This window comes from Nitratireductor pacificus pht-3B (assembly GCF_000300335.1).
GTDB classification, from domain to species: Bacteria; Pseudomonadota; Alphaproteobacteria; order Rhizobiales; family Rhizobiaceae; genus Nitratireductor; species Nitratireductor pacificus.
Genome location: NZ_AMRM01000006.1, coordinates 216935 through 238379, shown reverse-complemented (window position 1 = coordinate 238379; position 21445 = coordinate 216935). Strand labels below are relative to the sequence as shown.

Sequence of the window (21445 nt, the reverse complement as noted above, 5' to 3'; positions counted from 1 at the left end):
ATGGTGAGCCTGTCGAACCACGCACAAGCGCCGGTGCAGCGTCCTGACAGGGCCTGAACCTCTGGAGCGCGCCTGGGGCGCTCCGGCACACGACGCCTCAGATGAGCTGCAGGCCTTTGAAGCTCACATGTCCTGACTTGCCGACGATGATGTGGTCGTGGATCACGATTCCGAGCGGCGCGGCGGTCTCGACAATGGTTTTCGTCATCTCGATGTCGGCGCGCGAGGGCGTGGGATCCCCCGAGGGGTGGTTGTGCACGAGGATGACGGCGCTTGCGGAGAGTTCCAGCGCCCGGCGCACGATCTCGCGCGGATAGACCGGCGTATGGTCGACCGTACCGGTCTGCTGCACCTCGTCCTCGATCAGCTGGTTCTTCTTGTCGAGGAAGAGGATGCGGAACTGTTCGCGCTGCTCAAAGGCCATCACGGCGTGGCAATAATCGATCACCTGCGACCATGAGGAAAGCACCTGGCGCCCGTGCAGCTCGGCCTTCAGCATGCGCTGGGCGAGGGTGGCGACCAGCTTCAGGTCGCGCGCCGCCGCCTGGCCGATGCCGGGCACCTCGCCGAGCAGCTTTTCCGGCGCGCCCAGCACCTCGGCCAGCGAGCCGAAACGCTTCAGCAGCGCCTTGGCCGGCGCCTTGGTGTCGGCGCGCGGTATGGCGCGAAAGAGATAGAGCTCGAGAAGTTCGTAGTCCGACAGCGCGTCGCTGCCCCCATCGGCAAAGCGGAGCCGCAGCCGGTCGCGATGGCCGTGAAAATGCGGTTTGTCCTTCTGGCGGATCGGCAGGGTCGGTCCCTCGCCGAAGAAAACACGTTCGTCGTCTGCGCCCATGCCGTGCCCCCGTCGCGCGCAATGGTTGCCGCCCCATTGCTGCTTCACGTCAGGATATTAGGCGGGCAGGCCGGGTCGGTCGAGTCCCGCAGGCGACAGCGTGAAAATTTCGCAGCCCGTGTCCGTCACGCCGATCGTATGCTCGTACTGAGCCGACAGGGAGCGGTCGCGGGTGACCGCAGTCCAGCCGTCCGACAGGACTTTGACGTGCGGACGACCCAGATTGATCATCGGCTCGATGGTGAAGATCATGCCCGGACGCATCTCGACGCCTTCATTGGCGCTGCCATAGTGCAGGATGTTCGGTGCGTCGTGGAACAGGAGTCCGACGCCATGGCCGCAGAAATCGCGCACCACCGAGCAGCGCTCGCCTTCGGCATAGGACTGGATGGCCGCGCCGATGGCGCCGGTGCGCGCTCCGGGCCTGACCGCCGCGATGCCGCGCATCAGGCATTCATGGGTCACTTCGAGCAGGCGCTCCGCGGCCCGCTTGATCGTTCCCACCGGATACATGCGGCTGGAATCGCCGTGCCAACCGTCGAGGATGTAGGTCACGTCGATGTTGACGACGTCGCCGTCGCGCAGGGGCTTGTCGTCGGGAATGCCGTGGCAGACCACATGGTTGATCGAGGTGCAGCAGGATTTCGTATAGCCGCGATAATTGAGCGTCGCCGGGATCGCGCCGTGGTCCATGCCGAATTCGAACACGAAGCGGTCGATGGCGGCCGTCGTCACGCCGGGCGCGACCATCGCCGCCAGCTCGTCGAGGCAGCGGGCGGTCAGGCTGGCGGCTTTGCGCATGCCGGCGAAGCCGGGCTCGCCATAGAGGCGAATCTGACCGGTGTTGCGCAGGGGAGCTTGTTCGGCTTCGAGATAGGTGACCATGAATCGGGCTGCTATGCTGGTGGGGTTTTCGGGGCTGCCGGATTTTGCGGCTTTTCGACCAGGATGTCTATCGCCCGATCCGGCACGATTGCTTCCGGGCTGATGTGGCATCTGACGGCGTAGGCTTCAACCCCGGCGGCGCTGGCACGCTGAAAGGCAGCCACATAGCCGGGGTCGAGATCGTCGCACAGGCGGAAGCGGTCGCAATCGTCGCGCTGGATCAGGTAGACCATCACCGCGCGGCAGCCGGCGGCGCGCATGCGCGCCAGTTCATCGAGATGGCGGGCGCCGCGCTGGGTCACCGTATCGGGAAATTCGGCAAGCCCGGCCTGGCGCCGGAAATGGACGTTCTTGACCTCGACATAGGCCGGCGGGCGGTCCGGATGCTCCAGAAGCAGGTCGATGCGCGAGCGCTCGCCATAGCGCTGTTCCCGTTTGAGTTCAGGGTAGGCGGCGAGGTCGTCGATCAGACCGGCGGCGATCGCTTCCTCCGTCAGCCGGTTCGGCAGAGCGGTGTTGATGCCCACCAGCGTGCCGTCCGCTTCGACGATCTCCAGCCGGTGGCTGTATTTGCGCTTCGGGTTGTCGGAACGCGACAGGAAGATCCGCGATCCTTCGGCGGTGAGGCCGAGCATGGAGCCGGTATTGGGAACCGATACGGTGGCCGTCTGGCCGTCCGGCAGAACGACATCGGCCAGGAAGCGCTTGTAGCGCCGAATCAGGCGGGCTTCGATCAGGGGAGGGGAAAACCGCATCTGCTCCGTCTCGCCGTTCCAGGTTTCCCGGCAGCGGCCCGATACCGGAGCGCCGGGGAAGACGACGCAGGATACGCCGTCACTGATGAAACTCCTGAGGGAGAATCTTGGTACGCCCAAGGGGAATCGAACCCCTGTTTCCGCCGTGAAAGGGCGGCGTCCTAGACCGCTAGACGATGGGCGCGCTCAAGACGAGCCGCCTTATAGTGAGCTTCCGCGCGCACGGCAACCCGTCTTGTGACGGTTCCATGCGATTTTTAGAATTATTTGCGCCGGCGGCAGCGCCAGTTCCAGTCGCGCTCCGGCCCGACATCCACATGCACCGAGGCGGTATGGCAATAGGTGCCGACGCCGCCCCGTCCGGGCATGGAACGGACATAGCGCGCCAGCTCCCACTTGCTGACGCCCTCGATCTGGATGTCGGCCGCCGCGCAGTACATGTGCAGCGAGTTGCGGGCGCCGCGCACGCGCCGGTTATAGGTGGGGCTGCGATAGCCGGATGTGACGACGATGGGCCGGCGATAATGGCGCTCGATGGCCTTCAGGACGCCGACCAGGGCCGGCTTGAGGCAGGCCGTATCGACGCTGTCGCGCTGTTTCAGGAGGCCGTTCGGCGCCAGCCGCGCCATGCCGGCGGCCGAGGCCACCTGGTAGCTCGGCTCTTCCTCGTAAAGGTCCACATCGCTGTCGTCCGAGCCGGATTTGCTTGAGAACTCGAACAGGCTCTCGCCCTGGCGCACGCCGGGCAGGGTATCGCCCATGCCGAACGCGGTGCTCGCGGGTTTGGTCTGGGTGGCGGCGGCGGCCAGAATCACTTTCGGCTGCTCCGGCTCTGCGGGCGCCGGGGCGGCGGCGGGGCGGGCGATCTTATCGGTTGCGGCTGCCGCATTGGCCTGACGGGGCGAGAAGAAGGCGGAGAGGAACGCGCGTTTCTTCGTGCTGGTGTCCTCGGCGGTCTGCTGCGCTTCGGCTGCCTCGGGCTCCTCGAGTGCCGCGACCTCGGCAGCGGGGGTATCGGCTTCATCGTCAGGCTTTGCTGCCGCGACCTGCTGCGCGGGCTCGGCAGCGGACGGCGCCTCCGCAACGGTGTTCGCGGCATTCTCTGTGGGGGGCGCCTCGGCGGTGGTCTTCGGTTCCGTCGGTTCGCCGCTCGCCTGCTCCGTTGGAGAATCACCGGCCTGAGAAGCCTGGTCGGGTCGCGCCTGGGGCAGGGGCGTTACGTCCTGATTCCCGGCGCTGACATAGGTTTCGCCTTCGACCGACTGGTTCACATCGTTTGCGGCGAGCGGATTGCCCTGCGAGGGTGCAAGGCCGAGCTGCGACACGGGGTCGGACCCGGTGGAGCAGGACGCCAGCAGGAGCGCGCAGAAAGCCGCAATGAGGCTTTTCCGGCCAAACCCGCTCGTCACGTCACAGCGTCCGTGTTTTTGGCAGACAATCAAAAAACCATTTCCCCTCGTCCGGGAGCTTCGCAAACAACGCGAGCACCGGACTCCGAATCGATACGCCCTCACGCTCAGCCAGACTCGACAGCCAACCGCTCTCCTGCAGCAAACCGCACTATGCCGCTAGGTAAGGAATGAGGCAACAAGATGACTGTTATATGTTATTGCCGATAAACTCAAATCTCCTCCGGAGCTTTTGCGGTCGGGGTGCCTTCAGGCGCGTGTGCGCACATACTCGCCGGGCGCGTCTCCCAGCGTCTTCCGTCGCCCGCCGAGCTTGCGCGCCGGCACGCTCCGGTTGTCCTGCTTCTCGATCCAGGCATGCCAGTAGGGCCACCAGGAACCCGGGTTCTCCTTTGCGCCGGGGAGCCAGTTTTCCAGCATTCCCTCGGGCTTGGCCCCGGTCCAGTACTGATACTTGCCCAGATCCGGCGCGTTGATGACGCCGGCGATGTGGCCGGAGCCCGCCAGGACGAATTCCACCGGTCCGCCGAAGAAGCGGCTCCCCATGAACACGGATTTGGCGGGTGCGATGTGGTCCTCGCGCGTCGCCAGGTTGAAGATCGGGATCGTGACGTCCTCGAGCCGGATAGGCTTGCCGTGCAGGACAGCCCGTCCCCGCGAGAGATTGTTCTCCAGATAGCAGTTGCGCAGGTAGTAGGAGTGGTTGGCGGCGCCCAGCCGGGTCGAATCGGAGTTCCAGTAGAGGAGGTCGAACGGCAGGGGCGCCCGGCCGCGCAGGTAGTTGTTGACCACATAGGGCCAGATCAGGTCGCCGGCGCGCAGCATGTTGAAGGCTGTCGCCATCCGGTTGGCCTCGAGATAGCCCCTGCCGCTCATCGCCTTGTCGAGCGCCTGGATCTGCTCCTCATCGACGAACACCTTCAGGTCGCCCGCATGGGTGAAATCCACCTGCGTGGTGAGCAGTGTCGCCGAGGCGATTCGCTTGTCACCTTCCGCCGCCATCAGGGCAAGGCTCGCCGCCAGCAGCGTTCCGCCGACGCAATAGCCCATCGCGTTCACCGACCGCTCGCCCGTGGCGTCCTCGATCGCGTCCAGCGCGAACCTGATGCCCTCCTCGATATAGTCCGCCCAGTCCAGCATGCCGTGCCGCTCGTCCGGATTGACCCATGAGATGACGAACACCGTATGCCCCTGTTCCACAGCCCAGCGGATGAAGGAGCGCTTGGGATTGAGGTCGAGGATGTAGAACTTGTTGATCCAGGGCGGCACCACGAGGAGCGGGCGCTTCAGCACCTGCTTCGTGACGGGCTTGTACTGGATGACTTCGACCAGTCGGCTGCGGGCGATGACCTTGCCGGGCGTCATGGCGATGTTCTCGCCCACCTTGAACTTCGACGCATCGGACTGCCGTAGCTTCAGTTCGCCCTTCCCGGCGGCGATGTCCTCGGCAAGCATGCGCATGCCGCGGACCAGGTTTTCCCCGTCGCTCGCCATGGTCTCGCGAAACAGTTCCGGATTGGTCAGCAGAAAGTTCGAGGGCGACAGGGCCTGGCTGACCTGGTCGACATAGAAGCGCGCCTTGTGCCGGGTTGTTTCGTCCAGGCCTTCCGCGCCTTCCACCAGGTCCGCCGCCCAGCGCGAGGTGACGACATAGGCCTGTTTGAGGAAGCTGAAGAAGGCGTTCCGTCCCCATTCGGGATCCTGGAAGCGCTTGTCGGCTGCAGGCGGCGCGGCATAGTCGGCCGCGGCGTCCTCGCTCATCCGGCGGATGGCGTTGGCCCATATGCCCATGAACTCGGCGAACAGCCGCGTCTGCGCTTCCAGAGCGCGCGTCGGGTCGCCGAGCCAGTATTCGCTGACGCGCGAGAAGGTGCGCACCATGTCGATCAGCGGCGCCGTGGTGACGTCGCCGGTTTCACCTTTCTCTCGTGCTTCGGTCCAGGCGGCGGCTGCCTTGCCGAGCTCCTCGAGGGCGCGGGCCAGGTTGCGGGCAAGGCGTTCGGGATCTTTCGCCAGATACTGGTCTACCGATGCGTTCGATTGGTCCTTTGCACTGTTGGTTTCATTCTTCTGAGCCATGATTTGCGCCCGCACTCTATCCGCGCTTTCAAGCGGCGCGGTGTTGACATAGTCTGCTGGGAGGCTCCCCCACTACAATCATGCATCGTAGCGGCTCGAATCGGAAGATAATATGAAATTCAATCGTCACGGCAGGATTTTTCAAGTCGCCGGCCTGGGGTTGCTGGTCGCCTCGCAGGCCGCTGCGCTTTCCGGTTGCACGACGGCAAGCCTGGAGGATGCGGCGCCGGTCGCGGCGGCAGCCGGTCCGCAGGCCGGTGGGGTGGCCGCTGCCGGCCCGCGCATGACGGGCGAGTACCCGAATCTGAACGTGCCGCCCGCTTCCGCCGCCACGCCGATCACCGTCAGCGAGAAGGAAGCCCTGAAGCGTGACCTCACGGCGACCCGCGAGAAGCTCGGCGCGGGTGCGTCCGCCGGCGATTCGTCTGCGGAGGCAGCACGTCTGCGTCTCCTGGCCAGAACCCATGCGCAAAGACGCCTCGAAGAGATCGAGCGCGGCGAGTAAAGCGGGCGGGTGACGCTCTCGACCGGTTCGGGGTTTGGGTATATGGAGAGCCGGGCGCAGGGTGCGCCCCCGTGTTGAGGAACCACGATGGAAGAATTCCACAAGATCCGCCGGCTGCCGCCATATGTCTTCGAACAGGTCAACCGTCTGAAGGCCAGCGCCCGGGCGCGCGGGGCCGACATCATCGATCTGGGGATGGGCAATCCGGATCTGCCGACGCCGCAGGCCATCGTCGACAAGCTGTGCGACGTGGTGCGCGACCCGCGCACGCATCGCTACTCGTCCTCGCGCGGCATTCCCGGCCTGCGCCGCGCCCAGGCCGCCTATTACGCGCGCCGTTTCGGCGTGAAGCTCAATCCCGAAACCCAGGTGGTCGCCACGCTCGGCTCGAAGGAAGGCTTCGCCAACATGGCGCAGGCCATCACCGCGCCGGGCGACGTGGTGCTGTGTCCCAATCCGACCTACCCGATCCACGCTTTCGGCTTCATCATGTCGGGCGGCGTGATCCGCGCCATCCAGGCGGAGCCGGACAACAACTTCATTCCCGCGCTGGAGCGCTCGGTGCGCTATTCGACGCCGAAACCGCTGGCGCTGATCCTCAACTATCCCGCCAACCCGACCGCCTTCACCGCGACGCTCGATTTCTACAAGGACGTGGTCGCGTTCGCGCGCAAGAACGATCTCATCATCCTGTCGGACCTCGCCTATTCGGAGATCTATTTCGACGGCAACCCGCCGCCCTCCGTCCTCGAAGTGCCGGGCGCCATGGACGTGACGGTCGAGTTCACCTCCATGTCGAAGACCTTTTCCATGCCGGGCTGGCGGATGGGCTTCGCCGTCGGCAACGAGCGGCTGATCGCCGCGCTTTCGCGGGTCAAATCCTATCTCGACTACGGCGCCTTCACGCCGATCCAGGTGGCGGCTTCCGCCGCCCTGAATTCGGATGGCGCGGAGATCGAGGAAGTGCGCGCCATCTACCATCGCCGCCGCGACGTGCTGGTGGAATCCTTCGGCCGCGCCGGCTGGCATGTGCCGCCGCCGCCGGCGACCATGTTCGCCTGGGCGCCGATTCCCGAGGCCTACCGCGCGCTCGGCTCGCTGGAATTCTCCAAGCTGCTGGTCGAGAAGGCGGACGTCGCCGTCGCGCCGGGCATCGGCTTCGGCGAGTTCGGCGACGACCATGTGCGCATCGCGCTGGTCGAGAACGAGCACCGCATCCGCCAGGCGGCGCGCAACATCAAGCGTTTCCTGGCCTCGGCGCCGGAAACTGACAACGTCATACCGCTCGGCGCCCGGCGCTGAGCAATCATTCTTAAAGAGATCAGAAGGAGCACGCCGCGACATGGCCGAAGCGTTGCGTATTGGAATTGCGGGTCTTGGCACGGTCGGAGCGTCGGTCGTGCGCTGCATGACGGAGAAGGAAGCGGAACTGACCCGGCAATGCGGACGCGAAATGGCGCTGACGGCGGTGTCGGCGCGCGACCGCAACCGCGACCGCGGCATCGCTCTCGGCAACGCGCAATGGTTCGACGATCCGGTCGAACTCGCCAGGACGGCCGAGATCGACGTGTTCGTCGAGCTGGTCGGCGGTTCGGACGGCGCAGCGCTTGCCGCCGTCAAGGCCGCGCTACACGCCGGCCGCCATGTGGTCACCGCCAACAAGGCGCTGCTGTCGAAGCACGGGGTGGAACTCGCCGGCATCGCCGAGGAGAAGGGCGTTCTCCTCAACTACGAAGCGTCCGTCGCCGGTGGCATCCCGGTCATCAAGACCATGCGCGAGGCGCTGGCGGGCAACACGGTCAGCCGCGTCTTCGGCATCATGAACGGCACGGCCAACTACATTCTGACGCGCATGGAGGACGAGGGCCTGTCCTTCGTCGATTGCCTGGCCGAGGCCCAGCGGCTCGGCTATGCCGAGGCCGACCCGACCTTTGACATCGAGGGGCACGACACCGCGCACAAGCTGTCGATCCTGACCAGCCTGGCCTTCGGCTGCCGCATCTCTGCGGACGACATCTATATGGAAGGCATCTCCAACATCACCCAGGCCGATATTCGCGCCGCCGCCGAACTCGGCTACCGCATCAAGCTCCTCGGCGTCGCCCAGCGCACCGACAGCGGCATCGAGCAGCGCGTTCACCCGACCATGGTGCCGACCCATTCGGTGATCGCCCAGGTTCATGGCGTGACCAATGCGGTGGCGATCGAGACCGACATTCTGGGCGAGCTTCTCCTGTCCGGACCGGGGGCGGGCGGCAACGCCACGGCCTCAGCGGTCATCGGCGACATCGCCGACATCGCCAAGAGCCGCCCCGGCTTCCAGCACGGACCAGTGTTCGGCCGCCCGGCGAAGAAACTGGCGCCCTACAAGAAGGCGCGCATGCGGGCGCATGCCGGCGGCTATTTCATCCGCATGACGGTGCATGATCGCGCCGGCGTCTTCGCGGCAATCGCCAAGCGCATGGCCAACAACGACATTTCGCTGGAATCCATCGTCCAGCATGCCGATGGCGGCCTGCCGTCCGAGCAGAAGAACGTGATTCTGGTCACCCACGAGACGACTGAGGCGGCGGTCCGCAAGGCGGTCGATGGCGTGATGCAGGACGGGCACCTGGTCGACAAGCCGCAAGTTATCCGCATCGAACGGGCGACCTGACGCACAAATCGCGCCTGTCACATTTATTCAATCGATTCATGTTTTTGACGGGGCGGCGCGGGTCTTGCCGCACCGCGCGCCGTTTGCCACAAGAAGCCCGCCGCTCATGGGAAGCGGGTGAAACATCAGGAATGAACTCATGCTGAAAGCCACGCAGGCCGGTCTCGACCGCATTCTCACGCTGGAACTCGTTCGTGTGACGGAGCGCGCGGCGGTGGCCGCGGCGCGGCTGCGCGGCCGTGGCGACGAGAAGGCCGCCGACCAGGTGGCGGTCGACGCGATGCGCTCGGAGCTCAACCGCCTTCCCATCCGGGGAACGGTGGTGATCGGCGAGGGCGAGCGCGACGAGGCGCCGATGCTCTATATCGGCGAGGAAGTGGGTGCGGGCGAGGGCCCCGAGGTGGACATCGCGCTCGACCCTCTGGAGGGCACGACGATCTGCGCGAAGAACCTGCCCAACTCGCTGGCGGTCATCGCCATCGCCGAGCGCGGCAGCCTGCTCTACGCACCGGACGTCTACATGGAGAAGATCGCGGTCGGTCCCGGCTATCCGGAAGGGATCGTCGATCTCGACGCTCCGGCGGTCGAGAACATCGAGGCGCTGGCGAAGGCCAAGGGCGTGCCGGTCAGCGAGATCACGGCCTGCATTCTCGACCGGCCGCGCCATGCGCGCCTGATCGAGGAGGTGCGCGGCACCGGCGCGGCCATCCGCCTGATCGGTGACGGCGACGTGGCGGGCGTGATCCACACCACCGATCCCGACGAGACGGGCATCGACATCTATCTCGGCATCGGCGGCGCGCCGGAAGGCGTGCTGGCGGCTGCGGCGCTGCGCTGCATCGGCGGCCAGATGCAGGGCCGCCTGCAGCTCAACACCGAGGAGAAGGTGGCGCGCGCCGCCAAGATGGGCATCGCCGACCCGAACAAGGTCTACCGCATGGACGAGATGGCGCGCGGCGACGTGCTGTTCGCCGCCACTGGCGTCACCGACGGCAATCTCCTGTCGGGCGTGAAATTCGGCCGCGAGCAGATCTCCACCCACACCATCGTGATGCGGTCTTCCTCGCAGACGGTGCGTGAGATCATCGCCCGGCATCAGGATCTGGATAAGTTCTGAGAACGGGACCGGGTGGCGTACAGCCATTGGCGTCCAGGCATGGATCCTCGACACAGTCCGTCGACCGCTCCAGTCTGTGATCCCCAACATCCCCGCGGCTCCGCTTGCCTTTGCCGCGCCGCTGTGGAACGAAAGCGGCGATGACGACAGGCGACAGACGCTATTTCCTCGATGTCCGGCGCTCGGCGCGCGGCCTGGCCTGGGAGCACAGGCTCGACCCGCGCGGTGAGAACGTCGCGCTGGCCATCGCGCAGAGTCACGGCATTCCCGACATCGTCGCCCGCGTCCTGGCGGGCCGCGGCGTGGCGCAGGACGAGGCGGAGCGCTTCCTGGCGCCGACCATCCGCGACCTGTTGCCCGACCCCGCGACGCTGACCGACATGGAGACGGCGGCCAGCCGCCTGGCGGACGCGGTGACGCGCGGCGAGAAGGTGGCGATCTTCGGAGACTACGACGTCGACGGCGCTTCGTCCTCGGCCATGATGAAGCGCTTTCTCGCCCATTACGGCGTGGCGGCGGAAATCTACATTCCCGACCGGATCTTCGAGGGCTACGGCCCCAATCCCGCGGCAATGCGCGAGCTGGTGGAGCGCGGCGCCAGCCTGATCGTCACCGTCGACTGCGGCACCAACAGCGCCGAGGCCATCGCCGCCGCCAACGGGGCGGGCGCCGAAGTGGTCGTCCTCGATCACCATCAGGTGGGCGGGGACCTCCCGCCGGCGGTCGCCGTGGTCAACCCGAACCGCGAGGACGACCTGTCCCGGCAGGGGCATCTGTGCGCCGCCGGCGTGGTGTTCCTGGCGCTCGTCCAGACCGTCAAGGAATTGCGCCGGAGGCCCGGCGCGCAACCGCCGCCCGATCTTCTTTCGATGCTCGACCTCGTTGCCCTCGGCACGGTCTGCGACGTGGTGCCGCTGGTCGGCGTCAACCGGGCCTTCGTGGTGAAGGGGCTGGTCGCCGCGCGGCAGATGAAGACGCCCGGGCTGGCGGCACTGGCGCGCGTTTCGCGCATCGGAGAGCCGCTCAACCCCTATCATCTGGGCTTCCTGATCGGCCCGCGCATCAATGCAGGCGGGCGGATCGGCAATGCGGCGCTGGGCAGCAATCTGCTGGCGGGCGACGACCCCGTCGAAGCGGCCAGCATCGCCGAAACCCTCGACCGGCTGAACACCGAGCGTCAGGACATGGAGACCGTCATGCTGGCCGAGGCGCGCGCCGAGGCCGATGCCGAGCTGATGGCGGGCGAGGGGCCTGCCGTACTGGTGACGGCCAGCGAGCGCTGGCATCCGGGCATTGTCGGGCTGATCGCCTCGCGGCTGAAGGACCATGCGCGCCGGCCGACCTTCGCCATCGCCTTCGACCCGAACGGCAAGGGCACCGGCTCTGGCCGGTCGATCCCCGGCTTCGATCTCGGCAAGCTGGTGCGCGAAGCCGTAGCCGAGGGGCTGCTCGTCAAGGGGGGCGGGCACGCCATGGCCGCCGGGATCACGGTGGAGCGCGGCAGGCTCGGCCCGCTGCGCGCCTTCTTCGAGGAACGGTCAGCGGAAGCGGTGACACGCCTGCGCGACGCGGAAAGCCTGAAGGTCGATGCGGCGCTGTCGGCCGACGGCGCGACTCTTACCCTGTTCGACGCGCTGGAGACTGCCGGACCCTTCGGTTCGGGCCATCCGACGCCGGTCATGGCGATGCCGCGTCATCGGCTTGCCGACGCCCGCATCGTCGGCAACGGGCATGTGCGCGCCGAATTGCGCTCGCAGACCGGCGCGCGGCTGGAAGCGATCGCCTTCCGGGCCGCCGAAACGGATCTCGGCACGTTTCTGTTCAACAATCGCGGCGCGACGATCCACCTCGCCGGCACGCTGTCGGTCAATCACTGGAACGGTAACAAGCGCATGCAGTTGCGCATTCTGGACGCGGCAAGCGTCTGAACCGCAATGGAAGGTCAGGCAAGCACGCTCATCAGGCGCTGCAACTCGCCGACGCGCGCCTGCGTCGTCTCGTAACCCAGCTTGATCGCCTCGTCGGCGCGATGGAACTCGGTCAGGCCGATATGGCCGAGCTTGGGCTGCAGCGACAGGTCCGGCGGATCGCCGGCCATGCGGGCGCGCGAAATCCTGTCCTGGATGATGTTGAACGCCTCGACCATGACGCCGGTGATGCCGAGACGCTGGTCGCGCTGGTTCTGGCCCTTTTCAACCACGAGAGGCGTCCTGCCGTCCTCGTCGACCGTTTGCGGCAGGTCGGCGCTGTGCTTGATGACGGCAGCGCGGCCGAACAGGTCATAGTGCAGGTTGACCGCCATGACGAGCGGCTGCTCGTAGGCGCGGCAGGCGGAGACGGGGACGGGATTGACCAGCGCGCCGTCCACCAGGACGCGGCCGTTGCAGACGACCGGCTCGAACACGCCGGGCAGCGCGTAGGAGGCGCGCATGGCGGTGATCAGCGAACCGCTCGACAGCCAGATCTCATGGCCGGTGCGGATTTCCGCGGCCACGCAGACGAAAGGCTTCGACAGATCGTCGAAGGTGACGCCCTCCAGATGCTCCTGCATGCGCGCGGTCAGCTTCATGCCGCCGAACAGGCCGCTGCCGCCGAAATTGATGTCGAGGAGGCCGAAGATGCGGCGCTTCGTTAGCGAGCGGGCGAATTCCTCGAGTTCATCGAGCTTGCCCGCCAGATAGCAGCCGCCGACCAGCGCTCCGATGGAGGTGCCGGCGATCATGCCGATCGGGATGCCCGCCTCGTCGAGCGCCCGGAGCACGCCGATATGCGCCCAGCCGCGCGCCGCGCCGCCGCCGAGCGCCAGGGCGATCCCCTGGCCTTTGCGCTGTACGGGTTCGGGCAGGGGTGGCTCCGGCGGAACCACCTCAAGCGTCCGGTGCTCTTGCTTCCTGCGTAGAGATGCCCAGTCGAGCATATCCGTCTCCTAGTCCCTTGGGCATCATGCCCGAGGACGGTATCAAATTGGTGAATATGCGTTGCGCTGGCGAACCGAAAGGTTCAACGCACCCCTCACCGCAATGTTCCCGGACGACGATCCGGGCGGCTCTCCATTCTAGATGGGGAGGCTGTCCGGCGAAGTCTACGCTCTGCGGCTTCAGGAAATCGAGACCGACTTTCGGTCAATTGCAGCGCCGCACGTCTTACAAGGCGCGCAAAGGGCGCTGTAACAGGTTGAAGTGACGCATGCTCGCTGTCATTCGAATGGAAACATCTGAATGCGACATGCATTGGGTCAGTCTCTGTCCGACAATGGTTTCATGCCGAGATCGACGAGCACCGGTTTGCCGTCGCGCACGCTGACATTGCGATAGAAACAGGAGCGCCGCCCCGTGTGGCAGGTGGCGCCGTCACCCGCGACCGTCACGGTGAGATGGAGCGCGTCCTGGTCGCAGTCCGTTGTCAGCGAAACCACGTGCTGGAGATTGCCTGAGGTCTCGCCCTTCTTCCAGAGCGTGTTGCGCGAGCGCGACCAGTAATGCGCGATGCCGGTTTCGAGCGTCAGGCCGACCGCCTCGGCATTCATGTGCGCGACCATCAGCAGCGCGCCGGTCCCGGCATCGCTGACGACTGCCGTGATCAGCCCGTTCGCGTCGAAACGCGGGGAGAAGGCGGTGCCTTCCTCCAGCGCCGTCTTGTCCGCAGGGGCGGGGGGAAAGGTCAGTCCCGCCATCAGCCGTGCTTGTCGCGCAGCATGGTCATGAAGCGGGCCTGCTCCTGGAAGTCCGTCTTGAACACGCCGGTAAAGGTGGTGGTCAGCGTCGTCGACCCCTGCTTGCGGATGCCGCGCATGGCCATGCACATGTGCTCCGCCTCGATCAGCACCGCGACACCGCGCGGCTTGAGGACGTCCTGGATCACCGTCGCGATCTGCGCCGTCATCGCTTCCTGCGTCTGCAGGCGGCGCGCGAAAATGTCGACCACGCGGGCGATCTTCGAAAGGCCCACCACCTTGCCGTCCGGCAGATAGGCCACATGCGCCTTGCCGATGATCGGCACCATGTGGTGCTCGCAATGGGAATGGAACGACATGTCCTTGATGAGGACCATGTCGTCATAGCCCTGCACCTCCTCGAAAGTGCGGCCGAGCTCGTCTTCGGGCGACTGGTCGTAGCCGGAGAACATTTCCCGGAACGCCTTGGCGACGCGCGCCGGCGTTTCGATCAGGCCTTCGCGGGCGATGTCGTCACCGGTCCAGCGTAACAGCGTGGTGACGGCTGCCTCCACTTCCTGCTGCGAAGGGCGGTCGGTCAGGGGTTTGTGCATGGAGTGTTTTTTCCCGGCCGCATCCGTGCCTTGATCGGCATGAGGCGGAAAGTTCTTGATGACAGCGTCCATAGAAGGCGTCTCCCGTAGTTCCTGTCAGGGCAGGAACGAGTTGAACGGTTCACGACCTTATCCAGCGGGTTTTGGAGAGATTTTCTCAGCCCGGCCCGACAGCGGCGTGCGCGAAACTGCGTCCGGCGGCGGTGCTCATCACTTGCCGCGGACGCTTGACGATCATTATATAAGTTGATGGCGGAAGAAAGAAAGATGCGGCGGCAACATGAAACCGCCGCAGCGGCGGTAAATCGGAAAAATCATGCTCGATGACGTTTACAACGCAAAAATTCTCGGATTTGCCGGCAACATTTCGCGGGTTGGCCGTCTCGACGCGCCGGATGCGAGCGCCAAGGCGCATTCGAAGCTGTGCGGCTCGACCGTGCTCGTCGACCTGAAGATGGAGGGCGATACCGTCACGGATTTCGCCCATGAGGTGAAGGCCTGCGCATTGGGGCAGGCGTCCTCGGCGATCATGGCCGCCCATGTGGTGGGTGCAAAAGCAGACGAACTGCGCCAGCTGCGCGCGCAGATGTACGCCATGCTCAAGGAAGCGGGCGTGCCTCCCGGCGGCCGCTTCGAGGACCTGAAATATCTGGAGCCGGTGCGCGACTACAAGGCGCGTCATGCCTCCACGCTGTTGACCTTCGACGCGGTGGTCGATGCGATCGAGCAGGTCGAGCGGGCGCGCGCCGGCGCCGCCGCCTGAGCCATGGCGCATCCGGCGCGGAGCCGCAACTGGCAGGGACCATGGCCGAAGACGCCCGGTCGCCTGTTCGGTACCTTTCTGGTCCGCCTCTATCAGCTCACCCTCTCGGGTTTCGTCGGCAACACCTGCCGGCATCTGCCCACCTGTTCGGAATACGCCTATGAGGCGATCGCCCGCCATGGCCTGTGGGCGGGCGGCTGGATGGGCCTGTTCCGCGTCACGCGCTGCGGGCCGGGCGGGACGCACGGCATCGATCGGGTGCCGGAGATCCTGCCGGCGCGGCTGAAATGGTGGAGGCCTTGGCGGTATTGGAGGGTCAATAGTGAAGGGTGAAGGGTGAATGGTCAAAATTGGGGCTGCCCCAAGCCGCCGCCACCTACGCCCCATTCACCATTCACCCTTTACCCGCCACGCCGATGCGGCTACATGCCCCCTGCAACAAACATCATCACCACCCGCGCTCGTTGGCGGGACTGGATATGGAGAAGTCTTATGGCCGAGGCCGTTTCCCTAACATTTCCCGATGGCTCCGTGCGCGAGTATGACGCGGCGACGACCGGCGCCGATCTCGCCGGCTCGATCTCCAAGTCGCTGGCGAAAAAGGCGGTCGCCTACACGTTCGACGGCACGCTGCGCGATCTTTCCGACCCGCTCGGCGCGTCGGGCACCGTCGAGATCGTCACGCGCGACGACCCGCGCGCGCTGGAGCTGATCCGCCACGACGCCGCCCATGTGCTGGCCGAGGCGGTCCAGGAGCTTTGGCCGGGAACACAGGTGACCATCGGTCCGGTGATCGAGAACGGCTTCTACTACGATTTCGCCCGCAACGAGCCTTTCACGCCCGACGATTTTCCCGCCATCGAGAAGAAGATGCGCGAGATCATCGAGCGCAACAGGCCCTTCACGCGGGAGGTCTGGTCGCGCGAGAAGGCGAAGAAGGTGTTTGCCGACAAGGGCGAGCGCTACAAGGTCGAGCTTATCGACGCCATTCCCGAGGATCAGGACCTGAAGATCTATGCGCAGGGCGACTGGTTCGACCTGTGCCGTGGCCCGCACATGGCCTCGACCGGCCAGATCGGCAAGGCGTTCAAGCTGATGAAGGTGGCCGGCGCGTACTGGCGCGGCGATGCCAACAACCCGATGCTGACGCGCATCTACGGCACGGCCTGGCAGGACCAGGAACAGCTCGATTCCTACCTCCACATGCTGGAGGAGGCGGAGAAGCGCGACCACCGCAGGCTCGGCCGCGAGATGGATCTGTTCCATTTCCAGGAAGAGGGCCCGGGCGTCGTGTTCTGGCACTCCAAGGGCTGGCGCATGTTCCAGAACCTCGTCAGCTACATGCGCCGCCGGCTCGCCACGGACGGCTATGAGGAGGTCAACGCCCCGCAGGTGCTCGACAAGAGCCTGTGGGAGACGTCCGGCCACTGGGGCTGGTACAAGGAGAACATGTTCAAGGTGGAGTGCGCCGACGACGAGGCGGAAGACACCCGCACCTTCGCGCTTAAGCCGATGAACTGTCCGGGCCATGTGCAGATCTTCAAGCACGGCCTGAAATCCTATCGCGACCTGCCGATCCGGCTGGCCGAGTTCGGCAATGTCCACCGCTACGAGCCGTCCGGCGCGCTGCATGGGCTGATGCGCGTGCGCGGCTTCACGCAGGACGACGCGCACATCTTCTGCACCGAGGACCAGCTTGCGGCGGAATGCCTGAAGATCAACGACCTGATTCTCTCCACCTATGCCGATTTCGGCTTCGAGGAGATCACGGTGTTCTTCTCCACGCGCCCTGAGAAGCGCGTCGGCTCCGATGCGCTGTGGGATCATGCCGAGGAGATCATGGCGGGCGTCCTGAAGAAGATCGCCGCCTCCGACAACCGCATCAAGACGGCGATCAACCCGGGCGACGGTGCGTTCTACGGGCCGAAGTTCGACTATGTGCTGAAGGACGCCATCGGCCGCCAATGGCAGTGCGGCACGACGCAGATCGACTTCAACCTGCCAGAACGCTTCGGCGCCTTCTACATCGACCAGGATTCGGAGAAAAAGCAGCCGGTGATGGTCCACCGCGCCATCTGCGGCTCGATGGAACGCTTCCTCGGCATCCTGATCGAGAACTACGCCGGTCACTTCCCGCTCTGGTTCGCGCCCTTGCAGGTGGTCGTCGCGACCATCACCTCGGATGCGGACGACTACGCCACGAAGGTCGCCGCGAAGCTCAAGCGCGCAGGCCTTCTGGTCGAGGCGGACCTGCGCAACGAGAAGATCAACTACAAGGTGCGCGAGCACTCGCTGGCCAAGGTTCCGGTGATCCTCGTCTGCGGCAAGCGCGAGGCTGAGGAAGGGACGGTCAACATCCGCCGCCTCGGCAGCCGCGATCAGGCGTCCATGACGCTCGATGAAGTGACCGCCATGCTGGTCGAGGAGGCGACGCCGCCCGACCTGGTGCGACAGGCTCTGGCGGAGGAATAACCCGCCTGCGTGTTCGCCGGCCGTAAGCGCCGCCCGTCCGTCAGGACGCGGCGGCGCCTTGCGTCTGGACCAGCGATCGCGAGCGGTGCGCCCTGAACAGGATGAAGAAGGCGATGGCCATATTGCCCAGATTCCACGCGATGCCGTTCAGGAACGCGGCCCTGTAGGACCCGGTCAGGTCGTAGATCCAGCCCGACATCCAGCCACCCAGCGCCATGCCGATGATGGTCGCCATGATGACGACGCCGACGCGTTGCCCCGCCTCGCGCGCCGGCAGGTATTCGCGCACGATGATCGTGTAGCTCGGCACGATCCCGCCCTGCGACAGGCCGAAGATGAACGACACCATGTAGAGCGACGCCAGCCCGTTGAACGGGATGTAGAGAAGAAGCGAAAGGCATTGCAGGACGGAACCGATCAGCAGCGTCGGCAACCCGCCGATGCGGTCCGCCAGAAGCCCGGACACCAGCCGGCTGACGATGCCTGCGGCCAGCATCAGCGACAGCATCTCGGCGCCGCGCGCGATGTCGAAGCCGAGATCCATGCAATAGGCGACGATGTGGACCTGCGGCATCGACATGGCGACGCAGCAGCCAAGGCCGGCCAGGATGAGCAGCGCCTGCAGGGTTCGCGGCGACAGGTCGATCGGCTTGAGTCCGGTGCGCCGCGCGCCGTCGCCCGGTGCGGGTTCGTCGGACTGGCTGATCACCGGGCGCGGGCGCATCAGCATCGCCAGCGGAAGGATCGTGAGGATGCAGAACAGGCCGATGCCGACGAAGGTCATCCGCCAGCCGGCATCCTCCAGCGCCAGCTTGATGACGGAGGGCCAGACGACGCCGGAAACATAGTTTCCGCTGGCGACGAGGGCGACGGCGATGCCGCGCCGGCGCTCGAACCAGTGCGAGATGTCTGCCAGAAGCGGGCCGAAGCACGCGGATCCGCCCAGTCCGATCAGCCCGTGCAGCAGGGTGAACTGCCAGATCGAGGTGGTGAAACTCGATGCGATGAAGCCGGTCCCCAGCGCCGTGCCGGCAATGGCGACCGGCAGGGCGACGCCGATCCGGTCGGCATAGCGGCCGATCACGACATTGCCGATGGCGAAACAGATCATGTTGAAGGTGTAGGGCAGGGAGGCGAGGGAACGGTCGATGCCGAACTCCAGCTGGATCGGCGGCATGACGACCACGAAGGCCCAGAAGCCGACCGTGCCAATCGTGCCGAGCAGCAGCGACACCGTCAGCCGAAGCCAGGCATAGGGTCCGTCGACCGCCATGCGGCTCGTGGTGGAAGGGGCTGGCTGCGGCATGCGGTCTCCATGTGCGTCCGGCGCCCCGCGGCGCATCGCTCTCATCGGCCGGAAAGAAGGCCAATGACCTTCGAATCCATAGTCCCTATCCCTGTTAAGGCGTAGGTCCAGCGGGTCGGCCTCGCCTGAGCCTCGGGACGATCCGGGCGCGTCATATCGTCTGAAAACCAATCTGGACTGGCGGCTATCCGTTTTCAGGTTGTAGAGTGCCGGTTGGATATGCGGACCGGGCTTGCCCCGATTCTTGTCCTGGCTCTTGCCCCGATCCTTGCTCGGAGCGTCCCAATCCTGACAATAACAATGTTCGGCAAGACCCAAAATTGACTTTTACGTAAATCCCGTGTCAAGTGCCTCCGGGCTGATCATCTCGCGTCGTTTCCGCGGGCGCAGGCAATTGCGCATGACCGCGACCAGGGGCGGAAGGGTGCGCTGCCGCAACGATGATCCCGCCGGTTGCCGGATGGCGATCGGACACGGGGAGAAACGGACCTTGCCGCGAATGAAGGGCGTGACGCGATGCGCGACTACTACTCGATCACCGAACTGACGCGGGAGTTCGGCATCTCCACCCGCACCTTGCGCTTCTACGAGGACGAGGGGCTGATCAATCCGATGCGGCGCGGCCGCACGCGCCTCTACCGTCCTTCCGACCGGCAACTGGTGCGCCAGATACTGCGCGGACGCCGCCTCGGCTTCTCCGTGTCCGAGATACGGGAGATCATCGAGGTCTACAAGGCGCCGCCGGGCGAGGTGGGCCAGCTCAAGCTGATGCTGACCCGCATCGAGGAGAAGCAGCAGGATTTGCGGCAGAAGCGGCGCGACCTGGAAGACACGCTCGAGGAACTGGCCGCCGCGGAGGAAGCCTGCGTGGAGCGGCTCGCCGAGCTCGGCGTGACTACCTGAGACTTCAGTTCAGAACCAGCGGCGAACCTTCTTCTGGTAGTCGCGGTACTTCTTGCCGAAACGCACGAAAAGGTGCTTCTCCTCCGGTTCGATCGCCAGCTTCTGCGTCACGAAGGATGCGACGAAGGCGAGCAGCACGAACCAGGGGTTTCCCGTGATCAGGCCAAGCCCGGCCACCACCAGTGTGCCGGCCAGATAGATCGGATTTCGGCTGATCGCAAACGGGCCGCTGGTCACCAGCGCAGTCGCCGCGCCATCCGCGCGGATGCTCGTCCCCGCCTTCCTGAGCGTGCGGAGCGCCTGAAAGGCGATCACGGTGAAGGCCGCCACCATCAGCCAGCCGACCGCAAAGAGAAAATCGTCGAGCGGCCTGCCGAACCAGGGCAGGGGATAAAGGGAGCCGAGAATGATCGCGCCGGCTGCCGCCGACAGGTAGATCAGTGGCGGCCAGGGAAATCCCGTCGCCCGCGTTTCATGGTCGCTCATCCGCTTGATCCCGCTCCGATGCCGTCAACCCCTCTGCCTGCATAGTGCATTCGGAGGCGATCTGGCTCAAGCGGGTTTCGGTTTCCAGCCCGCGCGCCTGCGAGAACACGGCTTCGAGCCGGTCTTCCGCAGCCAGAACGCCGGTGAAACACGTGCAGTAGGCCCTGCAGAAGGCTTCGTCGTGCGACTGGCCGCACTGGACGGCGCAGGCCTGCGTGAAGCGCGCCTCGGGAGAGGCCTGGGCCGCCGGCCACACCTGCGCGAGAACCCACACGCAGGCGATCAGCACCGGCTGATGCAGAAGGTAGAACGCCAGGCTGTGCCGCCCGGCAAGGGTGAGGGGCGCGGACCAGCGTCCCGGTTTCAGCGTCGCCAGCCGCGTGAGGATGCTACTGTCCCGCGCGATGCGCGCGGCGGCGATGCCCGCCAGAACCGCACCGAACCAGGGCAGGAACGGAACGTAGTCGTTCGAGTGGGGATTGACGCTCGACAGGCCGACCCACCACAGGGCGGGATGGTCGAACAGGGTCGAGCGGAGAAACTGCGGCGCGGCGACGGCCGCCGCCGCCACGGCAAGCACAAGCCAGGCCGGCAAGCGCAGGAAGGCGAGGCCGACAAGGCTTGCCAGGGCGATATGGTGCAGAATGCCGAAGAAGATGAACCCTTCCGGGAAGGCGAACCAGGTGGCCGCCGTGATGAGGGCCGCCGCGCCGGCGACCATTGCAAGCCGCTTTCCGAAGCCCGGCCAGCGAACGCGCTCGGCATGCGCGAGAAACAGGCTGACCCCGACGAGAAACAGGAACGAGGTGGCGATGCTGCGCGCGAAAAGGCGCCAGCCGCCGCTGACGGTCGTGCCCGGCTCCATGTAGCCGAAGAACTCCAGGTCCCAGCCGAAATGGTAGACGGCCATCGCCAGAAGGGCCGCGCCGCGCGCGATGTCGATCGCCGCAATGCGCGATTTGCCTGAAGCGGCCTGCTGCATTAGGTGGTTGCCCCGCATGATTCTTC

The 21445-nt window shown here is 65.7% G+C and carries 20 protein-coding genes and 1 tRNA gene; 9 read left to right on the top strand and 12 right to left on the bottom strand.

The features are described from left to right. Positions 1-97: 97 nt before the first annotated feature. The 6 genes from radC to NA2_RS07585 form a co-directional block, all read right to left on the bottom strand. A complete protein-coding gene (radC, locus tag NA2_RS07610) occupies positions 98-835 on the bottom strand; it encodes a RadC family protein (RefSeq protein WP_008595973.1) in 738 nt (245 codons plus the stop codon). Positions 836-892: 57 nt separating this feature from the next. Next, the gene (map, locus tag NA2_RS07605; protein ID WP_008595972.1) at positions 893-1720 is read right to left on the bottom strand and encodes a type I methionyl aminopeptidase; all 828 of its coding nucleotides are present in this window, start codon (positions 1718-1720) and stop codon (positions 893-895) included. An 11-nt stretch (positions 1721-1731) separates the two neighbouring features. Next, positions 1732-2475 carry a DNA/RNA nuclease SfsA gene (sfsA, locus tag NA2_RS07600; RefSeq protein WP_008595971.1) on the bottom strand — a complete coding sequence of 248 codons (744 nt, stop codon included), beginning with the start codon at positions 2473-2475 and terminating at the stop codon, positions 1732-1734. Positions 2476-2583: 108 nt separating this feature from the next. Next, positions 2584-2659 (bottom strand) — tRNA-Glu (locus tag NA2_RS07595). A 79-nt stretch (positions 2660-2738) separates the two neighbouring features. Then, a complete protein-coding gene (locus NA2_RS07590) occupies positions 2739-3884 on the bottom strand; it encodes a YcbK family protein (protein ID WP_008595970.1) in 1146 nt (381 codons plus the stop codon). A gap of 249 nt (positions 3885-4133) precedes the next feature. Continuing rightward, entirely contained in the window at positions 4134-5963 is a 1830-nt protein-coding gene (locus NA2_RS07585) for a PHA/PHB synthase family protein (RefSeq protein WP_008595969.1), read from the bottom strand. Between the two features lie 112 nt (positions 5964-6075). On the opposite strand from NA2_RS07585, the gene NA2_RS21240 reads away from it, so the two are divergent. The 5 genes from NA2_RS21240 (at position 6076) to recJ (ending at position 12169) form a co-directional block, all read left to right on the top strand. Continuing rightward, the gene (locus tag NA2_RS21240) at positions 6076-6468 is read left to right on the top strand and encodes a hypothetical protein (RefSeq protein WP_008595967.1); all 393 of its coding nucleotides are present in this window, start codon (positions 6076-6078) and stop codon (positions 6466-6468) included. A gap of 87 nt (positions 6469-6555) precedes the next feature. Continuing rightward, the gene (locus NA2_RS07575; RefSeq protein ID WP_008595966.1) at positions 6556-7770 is read left to right on the top strand and encodes an LL-diaminopimelate aminotransferase; all 1215 of its coding nucleotides are present in this window, start codon (positions 6556-6558) and stop codon (positions 7768-7770) included. Positions 7771-7810: 40 nt separating this feature from the next. Then, positions 7811-9124 carry a homoserine dehydrogenase gene (locus NA2_RS07570; RefSeq protein ID WP_008595964.1) on the top strand — a complete coding sequence of 438 codons (1314 nt, stop codon included), beginning with the start codon at positions 7811-7813 and terminating at the stop codon, positions 9122-9124. 139 nt (positions 9125-9263) lie between these two features. Next, positions 9264-10241: a class II fructose-bisphosphatase gene (gene glpX / locus NA2_RS07565; protein ID WP_008595963.1), complete on the top strand. Its 978-nt coding sequence runs from the start codon at positions 9264-9266 to the stop codon at positions 10239-10241. Positions 10242-10381: 140 nt separating this feature from the next. Further along, positions 10382-12169 (top strand): single-stranded-DNA-specific exonuclease RecJ, encoded by a 1788-nt coding sequence (gene recJ / locus NA2_RS07560; RefSeq protein ID WP_008595961.1) that lies wholly within the window; start codon positions 10382-10384, stop codon positions 12167-12169. A 14-nt stretch (positions 12170-12183) separates the two neighbouring features. On the opposite strand, the gene NA2_RS07555 is transcribed toward recJ, so the two are convergent. The 3 genes from NA2_RS07555 to folE all read right to left on the bottom strand — a co-directional run bounded on the left by NA2_RS07555 (position 12184) and on the right by folE (position 14579). Next, complete coding sequence (locus NA2_RS07555) at positions 12184-13158, bottom strand: patatin family protein (RefSeq protein ID WP_040677061.1); 975 nt, start codon at positions 13156-13158, stop codon at positions 12184-12186. 318 nt (positions 13159-13476) lie between these two features. Continuing rightward, the gene (gene hisI / locus NA2_RS07550) at positions 13477-13914 is read right to left on the bottom strand and encodes a phosphoribosyl-AMP cyclohydrolase (protein ID WP_008595957.1); all 438 of its coding nucleotides are present in this window, start codon (positions 13912-13914) and stop codon (positions 13477-13479) included. Beyond that, positions 13914-14579 carry a GTP cyclohydrolase I FolE gene (folE, locus tag NA2_RS07545; RefSeq protein ID WP_008595956.1) on the bottom strand — a complete coding sequence of 222 codons (666 nt, stop codon included), beginning with the start codon at positions 14577-14579 and terminating at the stop codon, positions 13914-13916. Before folE ends, hisI begins: the two co-directional genes overlap by 1 nt. A gap of 244 nt (positions 14580-14823) precedes the next feature. Here folE and NA2_RS07540 point away from each other — a divergent pair, with 244 nt between their 5' ends. The 3 genes from NA2_RS07540 to thrS all read left to right on the top strand — a co-directional run bounded on the left by NA2_RS07540 (position 14824) and on the right by thrS (position 17742). Beyond that, positions 14824-15270 (top strand): iron-sulfur cluster assembly scaffold protein, encoded by a 447-nt coding sequence (locus tag NA2_RS07540; protein ID WP_008595955.1) that lies wholly within the window; start codon positions 14824-14826, stop codon positions 15268-15270. Positions 15271-15273: 3 nt separating this feature from the next. Then, positions 15274-15603: a membrane protein insertion efficiency factor YidD gene (yidD, locus tag NA2_RS07535; protein ID WP_008595954.1), complete on the top strand. Its 330-nt coding sequence runs from the start codon at positions 15274-15276 to the stop codon at positions 15601-15603. A gap of 159 nt (positions 15604-15762) precedes the next feature. After that, positions 15763-17742, top strand: coding sequence for a threonine--tRNA ligase (gene thrS / locus NA2_RS07530; protein WP_008595953.1), 1980 nt, complete (start codon positions 15763-15765; stop codon positions 17740-17742). Between the two features lie 40 nt (positions 17743-17782). On the opposite strand, the gene NA2_RS07525 is transcribed toward thrS, so the two are convergent. Next, positions 17783-19048, bottom strand: coding sequence for an MFS transporter (locus NA2_RS07525; RefSeq protein WP_157188158.1), 1266 nt, complete (start codon positions 19046-19048; stop codon positions 17783-17785). Positions 19049-19564: 516 nt separating this feature from the next. Between NA2_RS07525 and NA2_RS07520 the strand changes: the two genes are divergently transcribed. Continuing rightward, on the top strand, positions 19565-19951 hold the full coding sequence (locus NA2_RS07520; RefSeq protein ID WP_008595951.1) for a MerR family transcriptional regulator: 387 nt from the start codon (positions 19565-19567) through the stop codon (positions 19949-19951). A 9-nt stretch (positions 19952-19960) separates the two neighbouring features. Here NA2_RS07520 and NA2_RS07515 read toward each other — a convergent pair whose 3' ends face one another. Then, positions 19961-20437, bottom strand: coding sequence for a methyltransferase family protein (locus NA2_RS07515; protein WP_008595950.1), 477 nt, complete (start codon positions 20435-20437; stop codon positions 19961-19963). Beyond that, the gene (locus tag NA2_RS07510) at positions 20424-21419 is read right to left on the bottom strand and encodes an acetyltransferase domain-containing protein (RefSeq protein ID WP_008595949.1); all 996 of its coding nucleotides are present in this window, start codon (positions 21417-21419) and stop codon (positions 20424-20426) included. The genes NA2_RS07515 and NA2_RS07510 overlap by 14 nt, the downstream gene beginning before the upstream one ends. Between the last annotated feature and the right edge of the window lie 26 nt (positions 21420-21445).

Excerpts from the sequence above, each read along its gene's own strand:
- NA2_RS07575 (WP_008595966.1), top strand. The coding sequence starts at position 6,556 with ATGGAAGAATTCCACAAGATCCGCCGGCTGCCGCCATATGTCTTCGAA.
- hisI (WP_008595957.1), bottom strand. The coding sequence starts at position 13,914 with ATGGCGGGACTGACCTTTCCCCCCGCCCCTGCGGACAAGACGGCGCTG.
- map (WP_008595972.1), bottom strand. The coding sequence starts at position 1,720 with ATGGTCACCTATCTCGAAGCCGAACAAGCTCCCCTGCGCAACACCGGT.
- NA2_RS07585 (WP_008595969.1), bottom strand. The coding sequence starts at position 5,963 with ATGGCTCAGAAGAATGAAACCAACAGTGCAAAGGACCAATCGAACGCA.
- NA2_RS07555 (WP_040677061.1), bottom strand. The coding sequence starts at position 13,158 with ATGCTCGACTGGGCATCTCTACGCAGGAAGCAAGAGCACCGGACGCTT.
- recJ (WP_008595961.1), top strand. The coding sequence starts at position 10,382 with ATGACGACAGGCGACAGACGCTATTTCCTCGATGTCCGGCGCTCGGCG.
- NA2_RS07525 (WP_157188158.1), bottom strand. The coding sequence starts at position 19,048 with ATGCCGCAGCCAGCCCCTTCCACCACGAGCCGCATGGCGGTCGACGGA.
- folE (WP_008595956.1), bottom strand. The coding sequence starts at position 14,579 with ATGGACGCTGTCATCAAGAACTTTCCGCCTCATGCCGATCAAGGCACG.
- thrS (WP_008595953.1), top strand. The coding sequence starts at position 15,763 with ATGGCCGAGGCCGTTTCCCTAACATTTCCCGATGGCTCCGTGCGCGAG.
- yidD (WP_008595954.1), top strand. The coding sequence starts at position 15,274 with ATGGCGCATCCGGCGCGGAGCCGCAACTGGCAGGGACCATGGCCGAAG.
- radC (WP_008595973.1), bottom strand. The coding sequence starts at position 835 with ATGGGCGCAGACGACGAACGTGTTTTCTTCGGCGAGGGACCGACCCTG.
- sfsA (WP_008595971.1), bottom strand. The coding sequence starts at position 2,475 with ATGCGGTTTTCCCCTCCCCTGATCGAAGCCCGCCTGATTCGGCGCTAC.
- NA2_RS07540 (WP_008595955.1), top strand. The coding sequence starts at position 14,824 with ATGCTCGATGACGTTTACAACGCAAAAATTCTCGGATTTGCCGGCAAC.
- NA2_RS07570 (WP_008595964.1), top strand. The coding sequence starts at position 7,811 with ATGGCCGAAGCGTTGCGTATTGGAATTGCGGGTCTTGGCACGGTCGGA.
- NA2_RS07510 (WP_008595949.1), bottom strand. The coding sequence starts at position 21,419 with ATGCAGCAGGCCGCTTCAGGCAAATCGCGCATTGCGGCGATCGACATC.
- NA2_RS07520 (WP_008595951.1), top strand. The coding sequence starts at position 19,565 with ATGCGCGACTACTACTCGATCACCGAACTGACGCGGGAGTTCGGCATC.
- glpX (WP_008595963.1), top strand. The coding sequence starts at position 9,264 with ATGCTGAAAGCCACGCAGGCCGGTCTCGACCGCATTCTCACGCTGGAA.
- NA2_RS21240 (WP_008595967.1), top strand. The coding sequence starts at position 6,076 with ATGAAATTCAATCGTCACGGCAGGATTTTTCAAGTCGCCGGCCTGGGG.
- NA2_RS07515 (WP_008595950.1), bottom strand. The coding sequence starts at position 20,437 with ATGAGCGACCATGAAACGCGGGCGACGGGATTTCCCTGGCCGCCACTG.